Annotated in this window: 17 protein-coding genes and 1 tRNA gene; 7 read left to right on the top strand and 11 right to left on the bottom strand. The window is 63.2% G+C overall.

What is annotated here, in order from left to right; translation table 11 throughout:
- Positions 1-14 precede the first annotated feature (14 nt).
- A complete protein-coding gene (locus WBN73_RS18040; protein WP_207597531.1) occupies positions 15-806 on the bottom strand; it encodes a lysophospholipid acyltransferase family protein in 792 nt (263 codons plus the stop codon).
- A gap of 109 nt (positions 807-915) precedes the next feature.
- On the opposite strand from WBN73_RS18040, the gene WBN73_RS18035 reads away from it, so the two are divergent.
- From WBN73_RS18035 to WBN73_RS18025, 3 genes are read left to right on the top strand one after another with little or no spacing between them, the layout of a single operon-like run.
- Positions 916-1,704, top strand: a complete 789-nt coding sequence (locus WBN73_RS18035) for an alpha/beta hydrolase (RefSeq protein WP_207597104.1) — start codon at positions 916-918, stop codon at positions 1,702-1,704.
- A complete protein-coding gene (locus WBN73_RS18030) occupies positions 1,701-2,504 on the top strand; it encodes an alpha/beta hydrolase (protein ID WP_207597103.1) in 804 nt (267 codons plus the stop codon). Before WBN73_RS18035 ends, WBN73_RS18030 begins: the two co-directional genes overlap by 4 nt.
- The gene (locus tag WBN73_RS18025; protein ID WP_207597102.1) at positions 2,491-3,039 is read left to right on the top strand and encodes a hypothetical protein; all 549 of its coding nucleotides are present in this window, start codon (positions 2,491-2,493) and stop codon (positions 3,037-3,039) included. Before WBN73_RS18030 ends, WBN73_RS18025 begins: the two co-directional genes overlap by 14 nt.
- A 32-nt stretch (positions 3,040-3,071) precedes the next feature.
- Here the strand turns inward: WBN73_RS18025 and WBN73_RS18020 are convergent, their stop codons facing one another.
- A complete protein-coding gene (locus WBN73_RS18020) occupies positions 3,072-4,130 on the bottom strand; it encodes an ROK family protein (protein WP_337340969.1) in 1,059 nt (352 codons plus the stop codon).
- 186 nt (positions 4,131-4,316) lie between these two features.
- Here WBN73_RS18020 and WBN73_RS18015 point away from each other — a divergent pair, with 186 nt between their 5' ends.
- Entirely contained in the window at positions 4,317-6,128 is a 1,812-nt protein-coding gene (locus WBN73_RS18015) for an AMP-dependent synthetase/ligase (RefSeq protein WP_207597100.1), read from the top strand.
- 65 nt (positions 6,129-6,193) lie between these two features.
- Here WBN73_RS18015 and WBN73_RS18010 read toward each other — a convergent pair whose 3' ends face one another.
- Positions 6,194-9,589 carry a pyruvate carboxylase gene (locus WBN73_RS18010; RefSeq protein ID WP_207597099.1) on the bottom strand — a complete coding sequence of 1,132 codons (3,396 nt, stop codon included), beginning with the start codon at positions 9,587-9,589 and terminating at the stop codon, positions 6,194-6,196.
- Positions 9,590-9,890: 301 nt separating this feature from the next.
- Between WBN73_RS18010 and WBN73_RS18005 the strand changes: the two genes are divergently transcribed.
- Entirely contained in the window at positions 9,891-10,700 is an 810-nt protein-coding gene (locus WBN73_RS18005) for a ParA family protein (protein WP_207597098.1), read from the top strand.
- Positions 10,701-10,848: 148 nt separating this feature from the next.
- Here the strand turns inward: WBN73_RS18005 and WBN73_RS18000 are convergent, their stop codons facing one another.
- The 5 genes from WBN73_RS18000 to gcvH all read right to left on the bottom strand — a co-directional run bounded on the left by WBN73_RS18000 (position 10,849) and on the right by gcvH (position 13,919).
- The gene (locus WBN73_RS18000; RefSeq protein WP_026542483.1) at positions 10,849-11,442 is read right to left on the bottom strand and encodes a MerR family transcriptional regulator; all 594 of its coding nucleotides are present in this window, start codon (positions 11,440-11,442) and stop codon (positions 10,849-10,851) included.
- 235 nt (positions 11,443-11,677) lie between these two features.
- Positions 11,678-12,181: a bifunctional nuclease family protein gene (locus WBN73_RS17995; protein ID WP_026548570.1), complete on the bottom strand. Its 504-nt coding sequence runs from the start codon at positions 12,179-12,181 to the stop codon at positions 11,678-11,680.
- Positions 12,181-12,897 (bottom strand): transcriptional regulator FtsR, encoded by a 717-nt coding sequence (gene ftsR, locus WBN73_RS17990; RefSeq protein WP_207597530.1) that lies wholly within the window; start codon positions 12,895-12,897, stop codon positions 12,181-12,183. Before ftsR ends, WBN73_RS17995 begins: the two co-directional genes overlap by 1 nt.
- Positions 12,898-12,917: 20 nt before the next feature.
- A complete protein-coding gene (locus WBN73_RS17985) occupies positions 12,918-13,394 on the bottom strand; it encodes an FHA domain-containing protein (RefSeq protein ID WP_089594479.1) in 477 nt (158 codons plus the stop codon).
- Between the two features lie 138 nt (positions 13,395-13,532).
- Positions 13,533-13,919 carry a glycine cleavage system protein GcvH gene (gcvH, locus tag WBN73_RS17980; protein WP_089594478.1) on the bottom strand — a complete coding sequence of 129 codons (387 nt, stop codon included), beginning with the start codon at positions 13,917-13,919 and terminating at the stop codon, positions 13,533-13,535.
- A gap of 116 nt (positions 13,920-14,035) precedes the next feature.
- Between gcvH and WBN73_RS17975 the strand changes: the two genes are divergently transcribed.
- On the top strand, positions 14,036-14,617 hold the full coding sequence (locus tag WBN73_RS17975) for a hypothetical protein (protein WP_207597097.1): 582 nt from the start codon (positions 14,036-14,038) through the stop codon (positions 14,615-14,617).
- A gap of 69 nt (positions 14,618-14,686) precedes the next feature.
- Here the strand turns inward: WBN73_RS17975 and WBN73_RS17970 are convergent, their stop codons facing one another.
- Positions 14,687-15,895, bottom strand: coding sequence for an MFS transporter (locus WBN73_RS17970; protein ID WP_207597096.1), 1,209 nt, complete (start codon positions 15,893-15,895; stop codon positions 14,687-14,689).
- Between the two features lie 170 nt (positions 15,896-16,065).
- Between WBN73_RS17970 and WBN73_RS17965 the strand changes: the two genes are divergently transcribed.
- A complete protein-coding gene (locus tag WBN73_RS17965; RefSeq protein WP_207597095.1) occupies positions 16,066-16,512 on the top strand; it encodes a MarR family winged helix-turn-helix transcriptional regulator in 447 nt (148 codons plus the stop codon).
- 115 nt (positions 16,513-16,627) lie between these two features.
- On the opposite strand, the gene WBN73_RS17960 is transcribed toward WBN73_RS17965, so the two are convergent.
- Positions 16,628-16,701, bottom strand: a tRNA-Pro gene (locus WBN73_RS17960).
- Positions 16,702-16,842: 141 nt separating this feature from the next.
- Positions 16,843-18,393: a ribosome biogenesis GTPase Der gene (gene der, locus WBN73_RS17955; RefSeq protein ID WP_207597094.1), complete on the bottom strand. Its 1,551-nt coding sequence runs from the start codon at positions 18,391-18,393 to the stop codon at positions 16,843-16,845.
- Positions 18,394-18,396 lie beyond the last annotated feature (3 nt).

The following is an 18,396-nucleotide window of genomic DNA, read 5'->3' as shown; positions in this document are numbered from 1 at the left end:
TGCTGCCGCCCGCGTCACAGTTTCTGCGATGTCCCGTCCCCGCCGCTCCCAGGTTCATCCCTGTCCTCAGCGATGTCTTCGGTGACCTCCTCTGTCACCTCAAGCTGGTGGACAGGCTCCGGGCCCTTGCCGGCCAATTGGGCCTTGACCACGGCGGCATACTCATCGACGTATTCCTGGCCGGAGAGACGCATCAGGGCGTACATGATTTCGTCCGTCACTGCGCGCTGGATCAGGCGGTCGTCCTCCATGCCGTAGTAGCGGCTGAAGTCCAGGGGTTGTCCAAAGATGATGCCGACCCGGCGGATGCTGGGGAGCCGCTTACCGATGGGCTGGACTTTCTCCGTGCCGATCATGGCGACCGGCACCACGGGGACCCTGGTTTGCAAGGCGAGCCGCGCTACACCCACCTTGCCGCGGTAGAGCCGGGCGTCCGGGCTGCGGGTGCCTTCCGGGTAAATTCCCAACAAGCCCCCGGAGGCGAGGACATCTTTGCCGGCTTGCAACGACATCTCGGACGCTGCCCCTCCGGAACGGTCCATGGGAAGTTGGTTGCTCAGCCTGAAGAAAAGCGCCGTAAGCCGGCCCTTGAAGCCTTTCCCGGTGAAGTACTCGGACTTGGCCAGGAAGATCACCGGCCGGTGCACCATCAAAGGCAGGAAGATGGAGTCCGAAAAGGACAGGTGGTTGGACGCCAGGATTGCGGCGCCGCTTTCAGGGACGTTATCCAGGCCCTTGACCCACGGCCTGAACAGGAGTTTGAGGATGGGACCCAGGAAGATCCTTTTCATGACCCAATAGAACACGGTTGTCCTCTCACGGCCGACGGATGGCATGCTTCCGGCAACCCGGCCGGCACTCAACTGCAACCCTACTCCAGTGAGAAATCTCCGGAACAGTGACACGATGGGACACATGACGGAACGCCTCACACCTGCAGCGCCGCTTGCCTTCCACCATGCCGGGCACGGACCCAATGCCGGCACCGGAGTGGCCATCTGCCACGGATTCACCGGCAGTCCACTCAGTGTCCTCCCGTGGGCGGAGTATCTGGCCGCTCAAGGATTCGCCGTTTCTGTACCACTGCTGCCTGGCCACGGGACCAGTTGGCAGGACCTCGCAACAACGCGGTGGCAGGACTGGTACCGGACTTTTGAACAGAGTTACCTGGACTTGGCCGGGCAAACAGAAAAGTGCTTCGTGGCGGGATTGTCCATGGGTGGCGCCGTGGCACTGCGTGTAGCTTCACAGCATGATGTCCCCGGGCTGGTCCTTGTCAATCCGGGCCTGAGTTTCTATGACCGTCGCGTGAGGTACGTAGCTGCCCTCAAATACGTCATGCCCACCACCACACCCATCGTTGAAGACAAACCGGCTCCGGTCACCACCCAGGATGGCGACTATTCCAAGACGCCCCTGAAGTCAGTCCATGAACTGAAGAAGCTCTTCCGGGCGGCCACTCTCGGATTGCCCAAGGTGCAGGCTCCGGCTTTGGTCTTCAAGTCGTCAGTGGACGAGGTGGTCCCGCCGAGTTCCGTAGCCGCCATTGAGCGCCACATTGCGTCCTCCCGGTTAAAAGTGGTGACGCTTCCGCACAGCGGTCATGTGGCCACACTGGATGTTGATGCGCCTACCATTTTCGAACAATCAGCCAGGTTTTTCCGTCAGCACGCCGGGGACAGAGTAGCCTCAGAGTCATCATGAACATGCTTCCGGATTTCTCGCCGTTCCTCAGCAGTTGGAACGGGACAGGCCCCCGCGTGGGTGTCGTTATGTCCCACGGTTTTACCGGCAGTCCACACAGCGTCAGGCCTTGGGCCGAGCACCTAGCGGCAGCCGGTTATGCTGTCAGGCTGCCCTTGCTGCCCGGTCACGGCACCACGTGGCAGGACATGGCGAGGCGTTCCTGGCAGGAGTGGCACCGCGCAGTGGATGACGCCTACCTTGAACTGGCCGCCGAGTGCGATTACGTCTTCAGCACCGGCCTGTCCATGGGCGGCACTTTGGCGCTGCGCATCGCGGCGACGCGCCCTGTGGCCGGAACAGTGGTGGTCAACCCGGGCTTGGTCCTCGATGATCCACGGGCAGTCATAGTCGCTGCGCTCAAATACGTGGTGAAGACAACGCCGGCCATTGCCAACGACATCCTCAAACCGGACCAGAATGAAGGCGCCTACGCCCGCACTCCCGTTGCCGCGGCGCACGAGTTAAAGAAGATGTACAAGGACACGGCAGCGATCCTGCCCCGCATCCACTCCCCTGTCCAGGTCTACAAATCCAGTGTGGACAACGTGATCTCAGAGGCGAGCCTGGATTTCCTGCGCGCCCGGGTCAACGCACCAGTGGACGTCAAATACCTCAACAACAGCTACCACGTGGCTACTCTCGACAACGACGCCCCGGAGATCTTCGCGGGTACCGTGGAGTTCATTCAACAAACCGTAGCAACCCTGGCCGGACACGGGCCCTCCCCCGAAAAGGACACAGCCCATGAACAGGCCTGATGCCAACTCTGCCGATCAGAGCGCCAACAAGGACGACGACGCCGTATGGCTGGACCTGGTGGCCCGGTTGGAGGGGACTGGAACCTCCGAAGCCGGGAACCCGCCGTCGGCCGGTCCCCTGAACCCGGCTCCCGGAGACGGCGGGCTGCCCCGGCGTGAATCCAGCAAGGCCTTCAGGGATTTCGACCCCTTGGGATTGTCCACGCCGCCCGCTGAAGCGACCGCGGTTCCCGCGTCTTCCGAAGGCGCCGGCCGTCCCTTGGGGCCACGTGACTTCGAGGTCGAAGACGACGACGATGACGCTTTCGTTCCCGAGGAGCCTCCGAGCCTTGCCGGCACGGAGCCCTTGACCATGCTGGCGTGGGTTGGTGCAGTGGGAGGACCCATCGCGCTGCTCTTCACCGCAATGTTCTGGCGGTCTGCTCCCCTTGTTGCGATCCTGGGAATTGTTGCCGCTTTTGTGGCGTCGGTGGTGTTCCTCATCATGCGGCTTCCGCAGGAAAAGAATGAGGACGACGACGGCGCCCGCATCTAGGTGCTGCCGACGCCCCCTCTGCGGCGAACAGCTTAGCTGTGGGCGCGTCCGCTGACACGTGAAAGGTCCGCGGCGCCGATCATGCCGGCACGGGGACCGAGTGCCGCGAGCTCAATCCCCGCCATGGGCCGGAACCCCCTGCCGGTGAGGTTCTTCGCGAACGACTCCCGGGCCGGTCCGGCCAGCAGTTCCCCGGCATCGCAGAGTCCCCCGCCGATCACGAACATCCCGGGGTCAAGGGCAGCGGCCAGGTTGGCCAGTCCCAATCCCAGCCATTCGCCTTGATCTGCAAGGAGTTCGCGGGATGTCGCATCACCTTCCAGTGCCAACGCCGTGACAGCTGCCCCCGTGAGGTTGTCTGCAGTTCCGCCGGCCTTTTCCAAAAGAGCCCGGCCTTCCGGCGAGTTGGTCCGGACAAGTTGGCGGGCCTCGCGCCCCAAGGCGTTGCCGGAGGCATACTGCTCCCAGCACCCACGGTTCCCGCATTCGCAATGGTGTCCGCCGGGAAAGATAATCTGGTGCCCGAATTCGCCGGCCACCCCGTAACGTCCTCGTTCCACCCGGCCATCCATGACCATGGCCCCGCCAATGCCCGTACCCAGCGTCACGCACACCAGCCGGCTCTCACCCTGGCCGGCACCGAAGCGCCATTCAGCCCAGGCGGCGGCATCGGCGTCGTTCGTCAGGAGGACAGGACGCCGCAGCAGCTTCTGCAGGCTGGCCCGGAGCGGCTCATTGCGCCAGGCAAGGTGCGGGCTGAACAGCACCGTCCCGCCGTCGAGATCCATCCATCCCGCTGCGCCGATTCCGACGGAGGCCACGCGGTGCTCGGCGCTGAGTTCGTCCACCAGCTCCACGATGGTCTGTTCCACGGCCCGGGGATCGGCACCGGGAGTGGACCTGCGGGCCTCGGCGAGGACCCGCCCTTCCGCATCCACCACGCCGGCTGCAACTTTGGTGCCGCCGATATCTATTCCAATCGCCAGGCCACGACGGCCCAAATGGCTGCGGCGGGCAGCCCACGGCACGTCCTTCCATGCTGAGGCCGGTGGTTTGGGTCTGGCACGAAAAGAGGACCGTAGTGCGGGCATCCCATCATCTTATTCCGCTGGACTGCGGGCCCCCGCATCGGCGGGTCCGAGGGCCCCCGAGTTGCTTGAAATGACGGCTCATCCGTAAAGTTACTCGCCAGTAGGTGAAATAGGACACACCTCCGCGAGCGGGCATACTAGAGTGAAAGCAGCCCCTCGTGGCCCGTGGATATCAAAGGAGCTACCGTGCGTGAAATCAGTGTTCCTCCCCTCGTCAATATCGCCCCGGAAACCAACATCACGGACTTCGTGATCCGGGAAGCCGGAAAGGCGTCAAACCCAGCGTTGTTCTCCAAGCTGGACAGCAATGGGCAGTGGCAGGACATCCGGGCCAAGGACTTCCTCGCTGATGTCAGGGCCCTGGCAAAGGGCCTGATTGCCAGCGGCGTCGCCACCGGCGACCGGGTGGGCATTATGTCCCGGACCCGGTACGAATGGTCGTTGGTGGACTTCGCCATCTGGTTCGCCGGTGCAGTCTCGGTCCCGATCTATGAAACGTCTTCTCCTTCCCAGGTGGCGTGGAACCTGGGTGACTCTGGTGCGGTGGCAGCCTTCGGCGAAGCCGCACACCACGAGGACGTCATACGCCAGGCGGTGGCAGCCGAGGACATCAGCTCGGTGGCCCACGTCTGGCAGCTTGAGGGTGCGGGGCTGGATGCCCTGCGGGCAGCCGGTGCAGGCGTACCCGACGACGAACTCGAGTCCCGCCGCTCCTCCGCCGGCCTGGCCGATCTCGCCACCATCATTTACACCTCCGGCACCACCGGCAGGCCCAAGGGCTGCGAATTGACCCACGGCAACTTCGTGGAGCTCTCCGAGAATGCCCGCGCGTCCCTTCCCGAAATCATCAATGAGTCGGGCAAGACCATCATGTTCCTGCCGCTGGCCCACGTCTTTGCCCGGTTCATCTCCGTGCTTGCCGTGGCCGGCGGCGTCCAGGTAGCCCATACCCCGGACATCAAAAACCTGCTGGCCGACCTCCAGAGTTTCCAACCGACGTTCATCCTGGCTGTCCCCCGCGTCTTCGAGAAGGTGTACAACTCGGCGCTGACCAAGGCCGAAGACGGCGGCAAGGGCGCCATCTTCCACCGCGCCGTGGACACCGCGATCGCCTACTCCAAGGCCCGCGAGTCAGGTTCCCTGGGCCTCGGCCTGAAGATCAAGCACGCAGTGTTCGACAAACTCGTTTACGGCAAGCTCCGCGCGGCCATGGGTGGACAGGTGGCCCACGCCGTGTCCGGCGGCGGCCCTCTGGGTGAACGCCTTGGCCACTTCTTCCAAGGCATCGGCCTGCAGATCCTGGAAGGTTACGGACTGACCGAAACAACCGCGCCCATCTCCGTCAACACTCCTTCCATGATCAGGATTGGCACCGTTGGCGCCCCCTTGCCCGGAAACTCCGTCAAGATTGCCGACGACGGCGAAATCCTCGCCAAGGGAGTCTGCGTCATGCGCGGCTACTACAAGCGCGAAGACCTCACGGAAGAGACCTTCACCGACGGCTGGTTCCGCACCGGCGATATTGGCGAGTTGGACAGTAACGGATTCCTCAAGATCACTGGCCGCAAGAAGGAAATCATCGTGACGGCCGGCGGCAAGAACGTGGTTCCCGCGTTGCTCGAGGACCAGATCCGCGCTGATGCGCTGGTCTCCCAGGTTTTGGTGGTGGGCGATAACCGCCCGTTCATCGGCGCTCTGGTCACCCTCGATGAGGAAGCCCTTCCAGGATGGTTGGAACGCCACGGGCTGCCGTCCAGCACGTCGTTGGGCGAAGCTGCGGACCATGCGGTGGTGAAAGCCGCGGTGCAGGAACTCATCAGCAAGGCCAACCAGTCAGTGTCCCAGGCTGAAGCCATCAAGTCTTTCCGGATTGTCCCGGCGGACTTCACGGAGGCCTCAGGGCACCTCACCCCGTCCCTCAAGGTCAAGCGGGCCCAGGTCATGAAGGACTTCAACACTGTGATCGAGGAAATGTACTCGTCTCCACGCGCTTCCTAGAGAACCACGACAAAAAAGTACCCCGTCCGGACGTTTCCGGACGGGGTACTTTTATGGGCGGATTGCTAGCTGATCACCAGCAGCAAGTCGCCACCCTGGACCTGCTCCACCGAGGAAATAGCCAGGCGTGAGACCGTGCCGGCTACCGGCGTCGTGATGGATGCTTCCATCTTCATCGCCTCAATGGTGGCCACGGTATCGCCTGCGTTGACGACGTCGCCCGCCTTGACCGTGACCGTCACGGCACCGGCGAACGGGGCTGCAACCTGGCCGGGCTGGGCAGGATCGGCCTTCTCTGCTGCCTTGACGTTGCTGACCACCGAACGGTCACGGACAACCACCGGGCGGGACTGGCCGTTGAGCGTGCACATCACAGTCCGCATGCCCTTCTCATCGGCTTCGGACACAGCCTCAAGCTGGGCAATGAGGCGGACGCCCTTTTCCAGCTCGATGACATGCTCTGAGCCTTGCTGGAAACCGTAGAGGTAGTCACGGGTGTCCAGCACGGAGATGTTGCCGTAGGTCTCCACACTCTTCAGGTAGTCCTTGGTGGGACCGGCGAACAGCAAACGGTTCAGCGTGTGCTGGCGCGTCTTGGAATCCCCCTTGAGCGCAGCGCTGTCTTCGGCGCTGATATCCACATCGCGGACCTTGACGCTGCGGCCCTGCAGTGCCTTGGTACGGAACGGCTCGGGCCAGCCTCCAGGGGGATCTCCGAGTTCGCCGGACAGGAAGCCGATCACGGAGTCGGGGATGTCGTAGTTCTGCGGGTTCTCGTTGAAGTCCGCCGGATCAGCGTTCAAGCCAACCAGGTGCAGGGCGAGGTCTCCCACCACCTTGGAGGAAGGCGTCACCTTGACCAGCCGGCCCAGGATGCGGTCGGCAGCGGTGTACATGTCCTCGATGGCTTCGAACTGCTCCCCCAGCCCCAGGGCAATAGCCTGCTGGCGAAGGTTGGACAGCTGGCCGCCCGGGATCTCGTGCTGGTAGACACGGCCTGTGGGGCCCGGCAGACCTGATTCGAAGGGCGCGTAGACGCGGCGGACAGCTTCCCAGTAAGGCTCCATGGCGCCCACGTTTTTCAGGCTGAGGCCGGTGTCCCGCGGGGTGTTGGCCAAGGCTGCCACCAAGGCCGAAGCGGCAGGCTGGCTGGTGGTCCCGGCAAGGGAGGCAGCAGCGACGTCAACAGCGTCCACGCCGGCTTCGACGGCAGCGAGGAGGGTTGCCAGCTGCCCACCGGCGGTATCGTGCGTGTGGAGATGCACCGGCAGGTCGAAGCGCTCGCGCAACGCCGTCACCAGCTTTGTGGCCGCAGCCGGACGCAACAGGCCTGCCATGTCCTTGATGGCGAGGATGTGGGCACCGGCGTCGACGATCTTCTGGGCGAGGTCCAGGTAGTAGTCAAGGGTGTACAGGTCCTCATTGGGGTCAAGGAGGTTGCCCGTGTAGCAAAGCGCCACTTCTGCGACGGCGGTGCCGGTGGCCCGGACGGCCCGGATGGCCGGTGCCATCTGGTTGACGTCGTTGAGGGCATCGAAGATGCGGAAGATATCGATGCCGGTGGCTGCTGCTTCGTTAACGAAAGCCTCAGTCACTTCCTCAGGGTAGGGCGTGTAGCCCACGGTGTTGCGTCCGCGGAGCAGCATCTGGAGGCAGGTGTTGGGAAGTGCCTGACGCAGTGCGGCCAGACGGTCCCAGGGGTCCTCACCGAGGAAACGCAGGGCGACGTCGTACGTCGCACCGCCCCAGGCTTCCACGGAAAGGAGTTCCGGCATCAGGGCCGTCACCGCCGGACCGGCCGCGACGAGGTCACGGGTGCGGACGCGGGTGGCCAGGAGCGACTGGTGGGCATCACGGAAGGTGGTGTCCGTGACGGCCAGGGCCTGCTGCTCCCGAAGGGCCTTGGCGAAGCCCTCGGGCCCGAGTTCCATCAGCTTCTGGCGCGAACCTGAGGTGGGAACCGGCCCCTCGATCGCCGGCAGCTTGCTGGCCGGGTCTGAGTGGACCGTGAGCTCACCGTTCGGCTTGTTTACAGTCACCTCGGCCAACCACGTGAGCAGTTTGGTGCCACGGTCGGCGGAGATGTGGGACTTCAGCAGCTCCGGGCGCTTGTCAATGAAGTCAGTGGCCACGTTGCCGGCGTTGAAGTCCGGATCCGCAAGGACAGCCTGCAGGAAAGGGATGTTGGTGGACACGCCGCGAATACGGAACTCTGCGAGGCCACGGCGGGCACGGGCCACTGCAGCCGGGTAGTCCCGACCACGGCAGGTCAGCTTGACCAGCATGGAGTCAAAGTGCGGGCTGATCTCGGCACCCGAGTAAACGGTACCGCCGTCGAGCCTGACACCGGCACCGCCGGCAGAGCGATAACCCGTGATCTTCCCGACGTCCGGACGGAACCCGTTGGCGGGGTCTTCCGTGGTGATGCGGCACTGCAGCGCGGCACCCTTGATGGAAACGGTCTCCTGGCTCAGGCCAAGGTCCGCCAGGGTCTCACCCGACGCGATGCGCATCTGCGCCTGTACGAGGTCCACATCCGTGATTTCCTCGGTGACGGTGTGCTCCACCTGGATACGGGGGTTCATTTCGATGAACACATGCTGCCCGGCGCGCTCACCCTCGGTGTCCACCAGGAATTCCACGGTTCCCGCATTGACATAGTTGAGGGCCTTCGCGAAAGCGACGGCATCGCGGTAGAGCGCCTGGCGGATGTTCTCATCCAGGTTCGGCGCAGGAGCGATCTCCACCACCTTCTGGTGGCGCCGCTGCAGTGAACAGTCACGTTCGAAGAGGTGCATGACATTGCCCTCGGCGTCAGCCAGGATCTGCACTTCGATGTGGCGGGGACGCAACACAGCCTGCTCAAGGAACATGGTGGGATCGCCGAACGCGGCGTCAGCCTCACGCATGGCGGACTGCAAGGCCTCGGGGAGGGCTTCGCGCGTCTCCACACGGCGCATACCGCGGCCACCGCCACCGGCGACAGCCTTTGCGAAGATGGGGAACCCAATCTCGTCCGCTGCCGCAATGAGCTCGTCAAGATCCTTGGACGGCTTGCTCGACTTCAAGACAGGCACGCCGGCCTTGCGGGCTGCTTCCAGTGCCGCAACCTTGTTGCCGGCGAGTTCCAGCACCTCCGCGGGCGGACCCACAAAGGTGATTCCGGCTGCCTTGGCAGCACGGGCGAGGTCCGGGTTCTCCGAGAGGAAGCCATAGCCGGGGTAGATGGCGTCTGCGCCGGCTTCCTTGGCGACGCGGACAACCTCCTCCACGTCAAGGTAGGCGCGGACGGGATGGCCCACCTCGCCGATCAGGTAAGCTTCGTCGGCCTTCTGCCGGTGGATCGAGTTACGGTCCTCGTGCGGAAAGACGGCTACGGTCTTGGCGCCCAGTTCATAACCAGCGCGAAACGCCCTGATCGCGATTTCGCCGCGATTGGCCACCAGAATTTTCGAAAACATACTTCTCCTGCATCATTGCGGGTGGATCGGTCGGTGGTCACAGTGTGTAGTGCCGCCAGCATCAAACACAAATCTTTGTGGCAACCATCACAATGGAATCGTCATCTGGGCTGTATATGCGTGCGCGCGATCCGACGGCATGCTATTGCTGCGTCGTCTCCCGCGGCCGGGCGCGTAGAAAGCGGGATTCAGCCGCGATGCACCATATGATGTTGAGGGGGCTTCGGCAAGCCCCGGCTCCGGCGCTTCCGGAGCCGAATCAGCGCGATACGGCAACCGGCGTTAGGTTTTGGGTTTTCAAGTGCAAGTAGTCAGCATCAGCAGCCTCAAAGGTGGAGTGGGAAAGACGTCCGTGACCACTGGTCTGGCGTCCGCGGCCCTCGCCGCCGGCATTCCTACCCTGGTGGTCGATCTCGATCCCCACGCCGACGCCACCACGGCACTGGGTGTCCAGCCGGGCGGGCAACTGGACATCGGCCGGATGCTGAAAAGCCCCCGGAAGGCCCGGCTCCAGGAAAACGTGGCGGGCAGCAGCTGGGTCTCCAACGGATCAAGCGACGGCACCCTGGATGTCGCAGTAGGTTCGGCGTTCACTGGAATCTACGATCGCCCGGACCTGGGACGGCGCGACCTCCGAAGGCTGTCAGCAGTACTGGCCGGCACCACAGCTTATGAACTCGTGCTGGTGGACTGCCCACCGTCCCTCAACGGGTTGACGCGCATGGCGTGGAGCGCCAGTGACCGGGTGGTCCTTGTGGCTGAGCCCGGGCTGTTCTCCGTAGCCGGCACTGAACGCACCATGAGGGCCATTCAACTCTTCCGGCAGGAGTTCGCTCCCAACCTGGCTCCGGCCGGCATAGTTGCCAACCGGGTTCGTACAGGCTCCGCAGAACACACCTTCCGCCTGGCTGAAATGGAGTCAATGTTCGGTGACTTGCTGCTGACTCCCCACATTCCGGAACAAGCAAATTGGCAGCAGATCCAGGGTGCAGCCCACTCTGTGCACCACTGGCCCGGGGATTCGGCCAAGAACTCCGCCAAGCTGTTCGATGCGCTCCTGGAGAGCCTCCTGGCGGGACAACCATCCCTGCGGGACCGCCGCCAGCGCTAGGTGATGCAGCCTCGCACAGGGGCTGGAGCAAACAGCAGAGCGAGAACCACAGCAAACCTGGTATCGACAAGGAAAGCCTCCTCCCCAAGGGGAAGAGGCTTTCTGTGGTTTAAGACCGGGTCGTGCGGTCCAGTCGATGCGGCAGGGTTCAGCCGATGCGGCGGGCCACTCGCCGCTTGCTCAATTCGTCGTCGGGAAAGGACTGCTCCACGGCGTGTTCACTCGGAAGAGCGGCCAGGCTTCCCTCTACTTCCCGCCATACGCGTCCAACGGCTATGCCGAAGACGCCCTGTCCGCCTTGGACTAGGTCAATGACTTCGTCCGCAGAGGTACATTCATAAACGCTCGCACCGTCGCTCATCAGGGTAATTTGCGCAAGGTCCTCAACACCCCTCTCGCGGAGGTGCTCCACAGCGGTTCGGATCTGCTGCAGGGACACACCTGTATCAAGGAGCCGCTTGACCACTTTGAGAACCAGGATGTCGCGGAATCCATAGAGCCGCTGGGACCCGGATCCTGCCGCGCCGCGTACGGCCGGCTCCACCAGGCCCGTACGGGCCCAGTAATCGAGTTGGCGGTACGTGATGCCTGCGGCTTTGCATGCAGTGGGACCGCGGTAGCCCGCGTCCTCGTCCAGCACAGGAAGGTCCTCTGTGAAGAGTAAACCTTGGGCGCCGGATGCGGGCGCAGCAATGCCGGTCGAGGCCTGCTTCAGCTCGCCTGCTTCGCCTTTCGGACTCACGTGACCTCCTTGTTCTCAGTTCCCTTGGGGACGGTGCATACCCTGGCACAACACTGAAATGCAGCAGTGTAATTCCCACAAGTCCGCACCTTCCAGTGTGACTTGCGCAGGCAGTGTATGCAACGGGAACTTGATATCTTCGACGTTAGGCCCGTCGGGGGCCGAGGTCAAAGACCTTGGCCCCAATTTCCGGTCGTGTCGAAACTTTCACCCTCAACTTTAGGCTTAAGGTCCCTCAGCCCTCGAAGTCTTCGGGTTCCACGTCGTCCAGAAACTCCCGGAAGCGGCGCATTTCGCGCTCTTCGTCCACGCTGGGATCCGGCTCGGAGTCTTCACCTTCGTCGTGTTCCGTGATCCGGACACCGGCTTCTTCCATCACGGCATCAGCGCACCAAATGCGGCACTTGGCCCGGAGCGCCAGCGCCAGCGCGTCCGAAGCCCGGGAACTGACCACGGTGCCGTCGTCGAACTGCAGTTGCCCGTAAAAGATGTTGTCCTCAACAGCAACGATGTTGACGCTGATGATGGAGTGCCCCAGCGATTCAACAACGTCCACCAAGAGGTCGTGCGTCATGGGCCGGGGCGGAACCACTCCCTGCTGGGCCAAAGCAATGGCGCTGGCCTCCGGGGTGCCGATCCAGATAGGTACATGCCGTTCGCCATTGAGTTCGCGAAGAAGCACCAAGGGCTGGTTGGACGGCAACTCTATGCGCACGCCTACGATTTCGACTTCGATCATCAGCTGTCCATCCGGGAGATGCGATCATGGACGAGCGCCCTGTGAAGGGTGAGGCAGAGCTCACTGATCTCGCGGGCAGCTTCTGCTGCGCGGGCTTGGGACGCGGCGTCGCGGCGCGACGTCAGAGGCGCTACGGCCCGTTCCACCAAACCGAACTCACGGTCTGCCGCGGCCTGGAATGGACGAAGGTGCCTCGGTTCGAGGCCGTGCCCTTCCAACTGCACGCAGGCCCGCGCCACTTGAAGGGCGTGCTCGTCGAACCGCCCGCCGACGTGGCTGATAAGCCCGAAGCTCAGCAGTGATTCAAGCAACGGCACGCTCGCTCCCGACTCAGAGCGCAACTGCTCCTCGGTCAGTGCCCTCGCCCGTCCTTGCCTCTCGGCAGCCATTCCGGCCGAAACAGCTTGGGGCGCCACTGTCACGCCGGGTGGCAGATTTTCCGGGCGCTCACCGCGATCAATGGCGTCCAGGTAGTCCTTAATGACTTTCAGCGGAAGGTACTGGTCGCGCTGCAGCGCGAGGACGAAACGGAGGCGCTCGACGTCACCGTCCGCATACTGCCTGTAGCCTGCAGCGGTCCGCTTGGGGTTGATGAGCCCCTTTTCCTCCAGGAACCGGATTTTGGACGCAGTCATGCCAGGGAAGTCGTCACTCAGCTGGGCAAGGACTTCCCCAATGTTCAGGACCTGCGGTCCTCGGCGGTCCGGCTGGGCGATAGCCACAGGCAGGTACCCCGTCAGACTTGGCCTGCTGCGCGGACAGGGCTCAGGTAGTAGGTCAACCGGAACTTGCCGATCTGCACCTCGTTGCCGCTCTTCAGGTGCACACGGTCAACGCGGTCGTGGTTGACATATGTTCCGTTGAGGCTGCCCATGTCCACCAGTTCGAAGCCCGATGCCGTGCGAAGGAACTGGACGTGCTTGCGGGACACCGTGACGTCATCCAGGAAGATGTCTGCGTCCGGGTGCCGGCCCGCAGTGGTGGTGTCCGCATCCAAAAGGAACCGCGCTCCGGCGTTTGGCCCGCTGTGGGCAATAAGCAAGGCCGAGTTGGGCGGTAGTGCTTCCACGGATGCGCGCTCTTCAGGGGCCAGCTTGGGGGCGATGCTTGGCTCGTCCCACGTTGGCGTGATGCTGATGGAGGTGGTCTCCGACGTAGGCTGTTCCTCCGCGCCGTTCCCGACATTGGCTTGATTCTGTTCGCCGCCAACCATGGAATTTCCTCCTCATCTGCCGGCAGTTCAAAAACCTGCCAGCCACTTCCGCATCCCGGTACCGCCGGGCAAATCGGTTGCTGGCCCGCCGTCGCGCTTTTCCCGCTAAGGAAATTCAGCCTGGCGGGCCAGATAACTTTAGCCTACCTGTTGTTCGTACTCTGATGCACTGAGCAGGGAATCCACTGCATCTGCTTCTGCGAGCTTGACCTCAATGAGCCACCCTTCACCGTAAGGATCCGAGTTAATCAGCGCAGGATCGGTGTCCAACGCGTCATTGCGATTAATGACCTCGCCGCTCACGGGAGCATAGATGTCGCTGACGCTCTTGGTGGACTCAACTTCCCCCACCACCTCATTGCCGGTGACTTTTGTCCCGGGCTCAGGCATCTGGGCGTAAACGACGTCGCCCAGGGCATCCTGCGCAAAGTCGGTAATACCAATCCGCACAACGCCTTCGGCATCGGGAGCGGTAACCCATTCGTGCTCCGCGGTATAGGAAAGATCTTCTGGAATATTGCTCACGGGTGGCCTTTCATCGGGACAATGACGAACCTCGACGGCGGCCTGTGCTGGTGGCCACCGCTGAAAGTATAGGCACATTTCCCTGCGCCCAAGGGGGTCTCTGCCATGATTGACCCATGACTGAACAAGCACAAGTACCAGCTCGGAAAAAGCGCAATTGGGGCGTCAAAATAATCCTGATACTGGTGGCATTGCTTGTCGCTGTGGCCGCCTACTTTATTCTGGGGGCCATTCTCCCCCGCTGGTGGTCCGATGTCATTGCCGGCCAGATCAAGCGGGATCTCGGAGCCAGTGTCCTGGTGGGCATGTTCTACGGTTTCGTCTTCACCTTCATTCCCCTCCTTGTGGCCTGGCAAGCCACCCGCAAGGCAGTCGCCTGGCCATGGAAGATCGTCATTCTCCTGGCGGCAGTTGCCATCGCCACCCCGAACCTCCTGACGGCCGGCATTGCCTTTGGAACCTCGGAATCAGCCCACGCAGGCCAGCGGACGCTGAGCGTGGACGCCGGCTTCTTTACAACCTGGACGGCCGTGTCTGCCATTGCGGCAGTGGTGGTCTTCATCGCCGTCACAGTCCTGTGGGCTCTTTGGCGCCGGCGGGGCAAACAAATGAAAGCGCTGAAGCAGGCGGAAAACCAGCGCGTCAAGGCGGCGAAAAGCGCAGCAGCGGAGACGCAGGGACCCACGCCAAGCGCCTAGGCCACCCCACAGAACACGAAGCCCGCCACGGAACAATCCGTGGCGGGCTTCTTTTGCCGATGGGACACCTCAGGCGACGGTAGCCCCGCGTGGCTCGCGTTCGCCGTCGGGCGTGGCAGCAATTGTTGCGGCTCCCCCGCGCTTTGCGGCAGCGGCAGCAAAGACCATGACCAGCAGCGCAGCGACGGTAAGGCCGGCACCGGCCCAAATGGGCGAGGTGTAGCCGAGGCCAGCGGTGATGGTCACGCCGCCCAGCCAGGCTCCGAGAGCGTTACCCAGGTTGAAGGCACCGATGTTTGCGCCGGACGCCAGCGTTGGGGCCGTTGAGGCAAAGTGCATCACGCGCATCTGGAGGCCGGGGACCGTCGCGAAGCCGAAACCACCCATGAGCGCCAGCGAAACCAGCGTTGCGATGCTGCTGGACGCGGTGAGGGCGAAGAAGACCAACACTGCGACGAGCCCGGCGAGGATGACGACGAGGGATTTGTCCAATGCTCTGTCGGCAGCCTTGCCACCGAGGAAGTTTCCAACGAAGAGGCCACCACCAAAGAGCACCAGGAGCCACGGCACGGCGCTGGACTCGAACCCGGAGACCTCCGTCAGCGTGAAGGCGATGTAGGTAAAGGCGCCAAACATCCCGCCGAAGCCGAGGATGGTCACAATGATGGAAAGCCAGACCTGGCCGGACCGGAAGGCTCCAAGCTCACTGCGCAGGCCCTTGGTCGGTTCGGTGCCGGCCTTGGGGACCATGAGCGCGATGCCCACCAAGGCGATCACGCCAATGATGGTGATCGCCCAGAACGTGGAGCGCCAGCCGAAGTTCTGGCCCAGCAGGGTTCCGAAAGGCACGCCCAGGACGTTCGCGGCGGTGAGGCCCGTGAACATGATGGCAATGGCACCGGCCTTCTTGTGCGCCGGAACCAGGCTGGCCGCCACTACCGAGCCGATGCCGAAGAAAGCACCGTGGCACAGTGCGGCGACAATGCGGCCTACGAGCATTGCCGTGTAGCTGTCCGCGATGGCGGACAGGAAGTTGCCCGCAATGAACAGGACGAGCAAGCCCACCAGAACAGGCTTCCGCGGAAGCCGGGTCACGGCCGCCGTGACCAGCAGTGCGCCAACCGTAACGCTCAGGGCATAGCCGGAGATGAACCAGCCGGCTGCAGCCTCGCTGACCTGGAAGTCGGCGGCAACCTCGGGCAAGAGACCCATGATCACGAATTCTGTCAGTCCGATGCCGAATCCGCCGAGGGCAAGGGCAATTAACCCTGCGGGCATGTGAAGCTCCTTATGTGGTGGCTCCCAGGGAAAGTGGAACTGCGCCTCCGGGAACCGTAGAATAATAGTTGCAGACGCTTTATATATAGTTGCACACGCTAGGTACTTGCGCAAGCAACTAGTTTCCGGCGTCCCGATCTACACGACATCAAGTCAGGAGCACAGCAAACATGGGCATCAAGGATGACGCCGTAGAAGTTCGGGCGCAGGGTTGGCGGACCCTTGCCGCCCTGCACGGAAGCATCGAAGGGGAACTGGAGAAGGCGCTCCAGGCCTCAAGTGACCTGTCGGTAGTGGAGTACACGGTGCTGGATGCCCTGAGCCGCCAGGACGGCTGGCATATGCGGATGCAGCAACTGGCCCGCGCCACGGCCCTGTCCAGCAGCGCTACCACCCGCCTGGTCAACCGCTTGGAGGACCGCGGCCTACTCACGCGCATCCTGTGCGCCGACGACCGTCGCGGCATCTACACCGAGCTCACCATCAGCGGACAAGAACTCTTGGAGTCGGCCAAGCCGGTCCACGACGAGACGCTGGCCTCCGCCCTTGAGGCCGCGGCCTCCGTGCCGGAGCTTGAACCGTTGGTGCGGGCACTCGGCGCGCTGCAGAGGGTTTAGCCCTACCCCCGTCATCCTTCGCTTCACCCGACGCAACCCGACGCTGACACAAGGTGAAGCGAAGGGCCGGAAACAAGAAAGGACCGGAATCCCGCGTGATTCCGGTCCTTCATTGTCGGGCTGACAGGATTTGAACCTGCGACCCCTTGACCCCCAGTCAAGTGCGCTACCAAGCTGCGCTACAGCCCGCTGGTTCCACCGTTCTCCGCCCAGGTTATCCTCCGAAGAGTCCCACCTAAGCAGTCCGGCCGAACCACCTCCAAAAGCTTACACGAAGTTGGAGGTCGGAGACGCCATCACAGCCAAACTCGGCTGTGATGCCCGTCTCACTTAGCGCTTCTTGCCACGCTTCTCGCGGACGCGCATGTTGACCTCGATGGGCGTACCCTCGAAGCCGAACGTTTCGCGGAGGCGACGCGTGATGAAGCGACGGTATCCGGGATCCAGGAACCCGGTGGTGAACAGCACAAACTTCGGCGGACGGCTGGAAGCCTGGGTGCCGAAGAGAATGCGGGGCTGCTTTCCACCACGGACCGGGTGCGGGTGCGCAGCGACGAGCTCGCCCAGGAACGCGTTGAGGCGACCCGTGGGGATGCGGCGGTCCCAGCTCTCCAGTGCGATGTCCAGGGCAGGAACCAGGCGGTCCTTGTGCCAGCCCGTCTTGGCGGAGATGTTGACGCGGGGCGCCCACTCAACGTGCGCCAGGTCCTGCTCGATTTCGCGCTCCAGGTAGCGGCGGCGTTCGTCGTCCAGCAGGTCCCACTTGTTGAAGGCGAGGACCAGTGCACGGCCGGATTCAATGGCCAGCTGGAGGATACGCACGTCCTGCTCACTGAGGACTTCATCGACGGCAAGAAGCACGACGGCGACCTCCGCCTTTTCGAGCGCGGCCTGCGTCCGCAGGGAAGCGTAGAAATCGGCGCCCTGGGCCATGTGCTGGCGGCGGCGGATACCTGCGGTGTCCACGAAACGCCAGGTACGGTCGCCAAGTTCGATGAATTCGTCGACAGGGTCACGGGTGGTCCCGGCCAGCGGATCAACCACGACGCGCTCAGAGCCTGCAAGCTTGTTCAGCAGCGAGGACTTGCCAACATTCGGGCGTCCGATCAAGGCGATACGGCGCGGACCGCCGGAGCGCTCAACGCCTTCCACCAGGGAGAACTCGGGAAGGGTATCCATGACGTGGTCCAGGAGGTCGGCAACGCCACGTCCGTGCAGTGCCGATACCGGGTACGGTTCGCCGAAGCCCAAGCCCCACAGCGTTGCCGAGTCAGCTTCCTGTGCGAAGTCGTCCACTTTGTTGGCCACCATGATGACCGGCTTCTTGCTCTTGCGGAGCATCTTCATGACACCCTCGTCCGTGGCCGTGGCACCAACGGCGGAATCCACCACAAAGAGGACGGCGTCTGCAAGCTCAACGGCCATCTCGGCCTGCTCGGCTACGCGGGCGTGGATGCCCTTGGCATCGTGCTCCCATCCACCGGTATCAACCAAGGTGAAGTTGCGGCCATTCCAGCGCGCCGAGTACATGACGCGGTCGCGGGTAACGCCCGGGGTGTCCTCAACCACGGCTTCGCGGCGGCCCAGGATGCGGTTGACCAATGTGGATTTGCCCACGTTCGGGCGGCCGATGATGGCCAAGACGGGGTCCAGCTTGAGGGGACCTTCGTCGCCTTCGTCGCCGTATTCGCCGCTGAGAAGTGCGGCATCTTCGTCATCGAGCTCGTAGTCGTCCAGGCCGGCACGCAGGGTGGCCGCGCGGAGCTCGGCCTCGTCATCGTCCAGGGCAGCCAGGTTTTCAGCCACCTGGTCGGTGCCGGTGGGCGTGTATTCGTCGTCGCCGGCTCCGTGGAGGCCGGATTTTTGAGTCGTATCGCTCATTGC

The sequence above is a fragment of the Paenarthrobacter sp. CCNWLY172 genome (genome assembly GCF_037402035.1).
GTDB lineage: Bacteria > Actinomycetota > Actinomycetes > Actinomycetales > Micrococcaceae > Arthrobacter.
This window is presented reverse-complemented; position numbering and strand designations above follow the sequence as displayed.

What these genes read in the sequence shown, in the direction of transcription:
- WBN73_RS17995 (WP_026548570.1), bottom strand. Translation starts at nt 12,181, where the DNA reads ATGATCGAAGTCGAAATCGTAGGCGTGCGCATAGAGTTGCCGTCCAAC.
- WBN73_RS17985 (WP_089594479.1), bottom strand. Translation starts at nt 13,394, where the DNA reads ATGGTTGGCGGCGAACAGAATCAAGCCAATGTCGGGAACGGCGCGGAG.
- WBN73_RS18010 (WP_207597099.1), bottom strand. Translation starts at nt 9,589, where the DNA reads ATGTTTTCGAAAATTCTGGTGGCCAATCGCGGCGAAATCGCGATCAGG.
- WBN73_RS17965 (WP_207597095.1), top strand. Translation starts at nt 16,066, where the DNA reads ATGGGCATCAAGGATGACGCCGTAGAAGTTCGGGCGCAGGGTTGGCGG.
- WBN73_RS18025 (WP_207597102.1), top strand. Translation starts at nt 2,491, where the DNA reads ATGAACAGGCCTGATGCCAACTCTGCCGATCAGAGCGCCAACAAGGAC.
- der (WP_207597094.1), bottom strand. Translation starts at nt 18,393, where the DNA reads ATGAGCGATACGACTCAAAAATCCGGCCTCCACGGAGCCGGCGACGAC.
- WBN73_RS17975 (WP_207597097.1), top strand. Translation starts at nt 14,036, where the DNA reads ATGACTGAACAAGCACAAGTACCAGCTCGGAAAAAGCGCAATTGGGGC.
- WBN73_RS18035 (WP_207597104.1), top strand. Translation starts at nt 916, where the DNA reads ATGACGGAACGCCTCACACCTGCAGCGCCGCTTGCCTTCCACCATGCC.
- WBN73_RS18020 (WP_337340969.1), bottom strand. Translation starts at nt 4,130, where the DNA reads ATGCCCGCACTACGGTCCTCTTTTCGTGCCAGACCCAAACCACCGGCC.
- WBN73_RS18030 (WP_207597103.1), top strand. Translation starts at nt 1,701, where the DNA reads ATGAACATGCTTCCGGATTTCTCGCCGTTCCTCAGCAGTTGGAACGGG.
- WBN73_RS17970 (WP_207597096.1), bottom strand. Translation starts at nt 15,895, where the DNA reads ATGCCCGCAGGGTTAATTGCCCTTGCCCTCGGCGGATTCGGCATCGGA.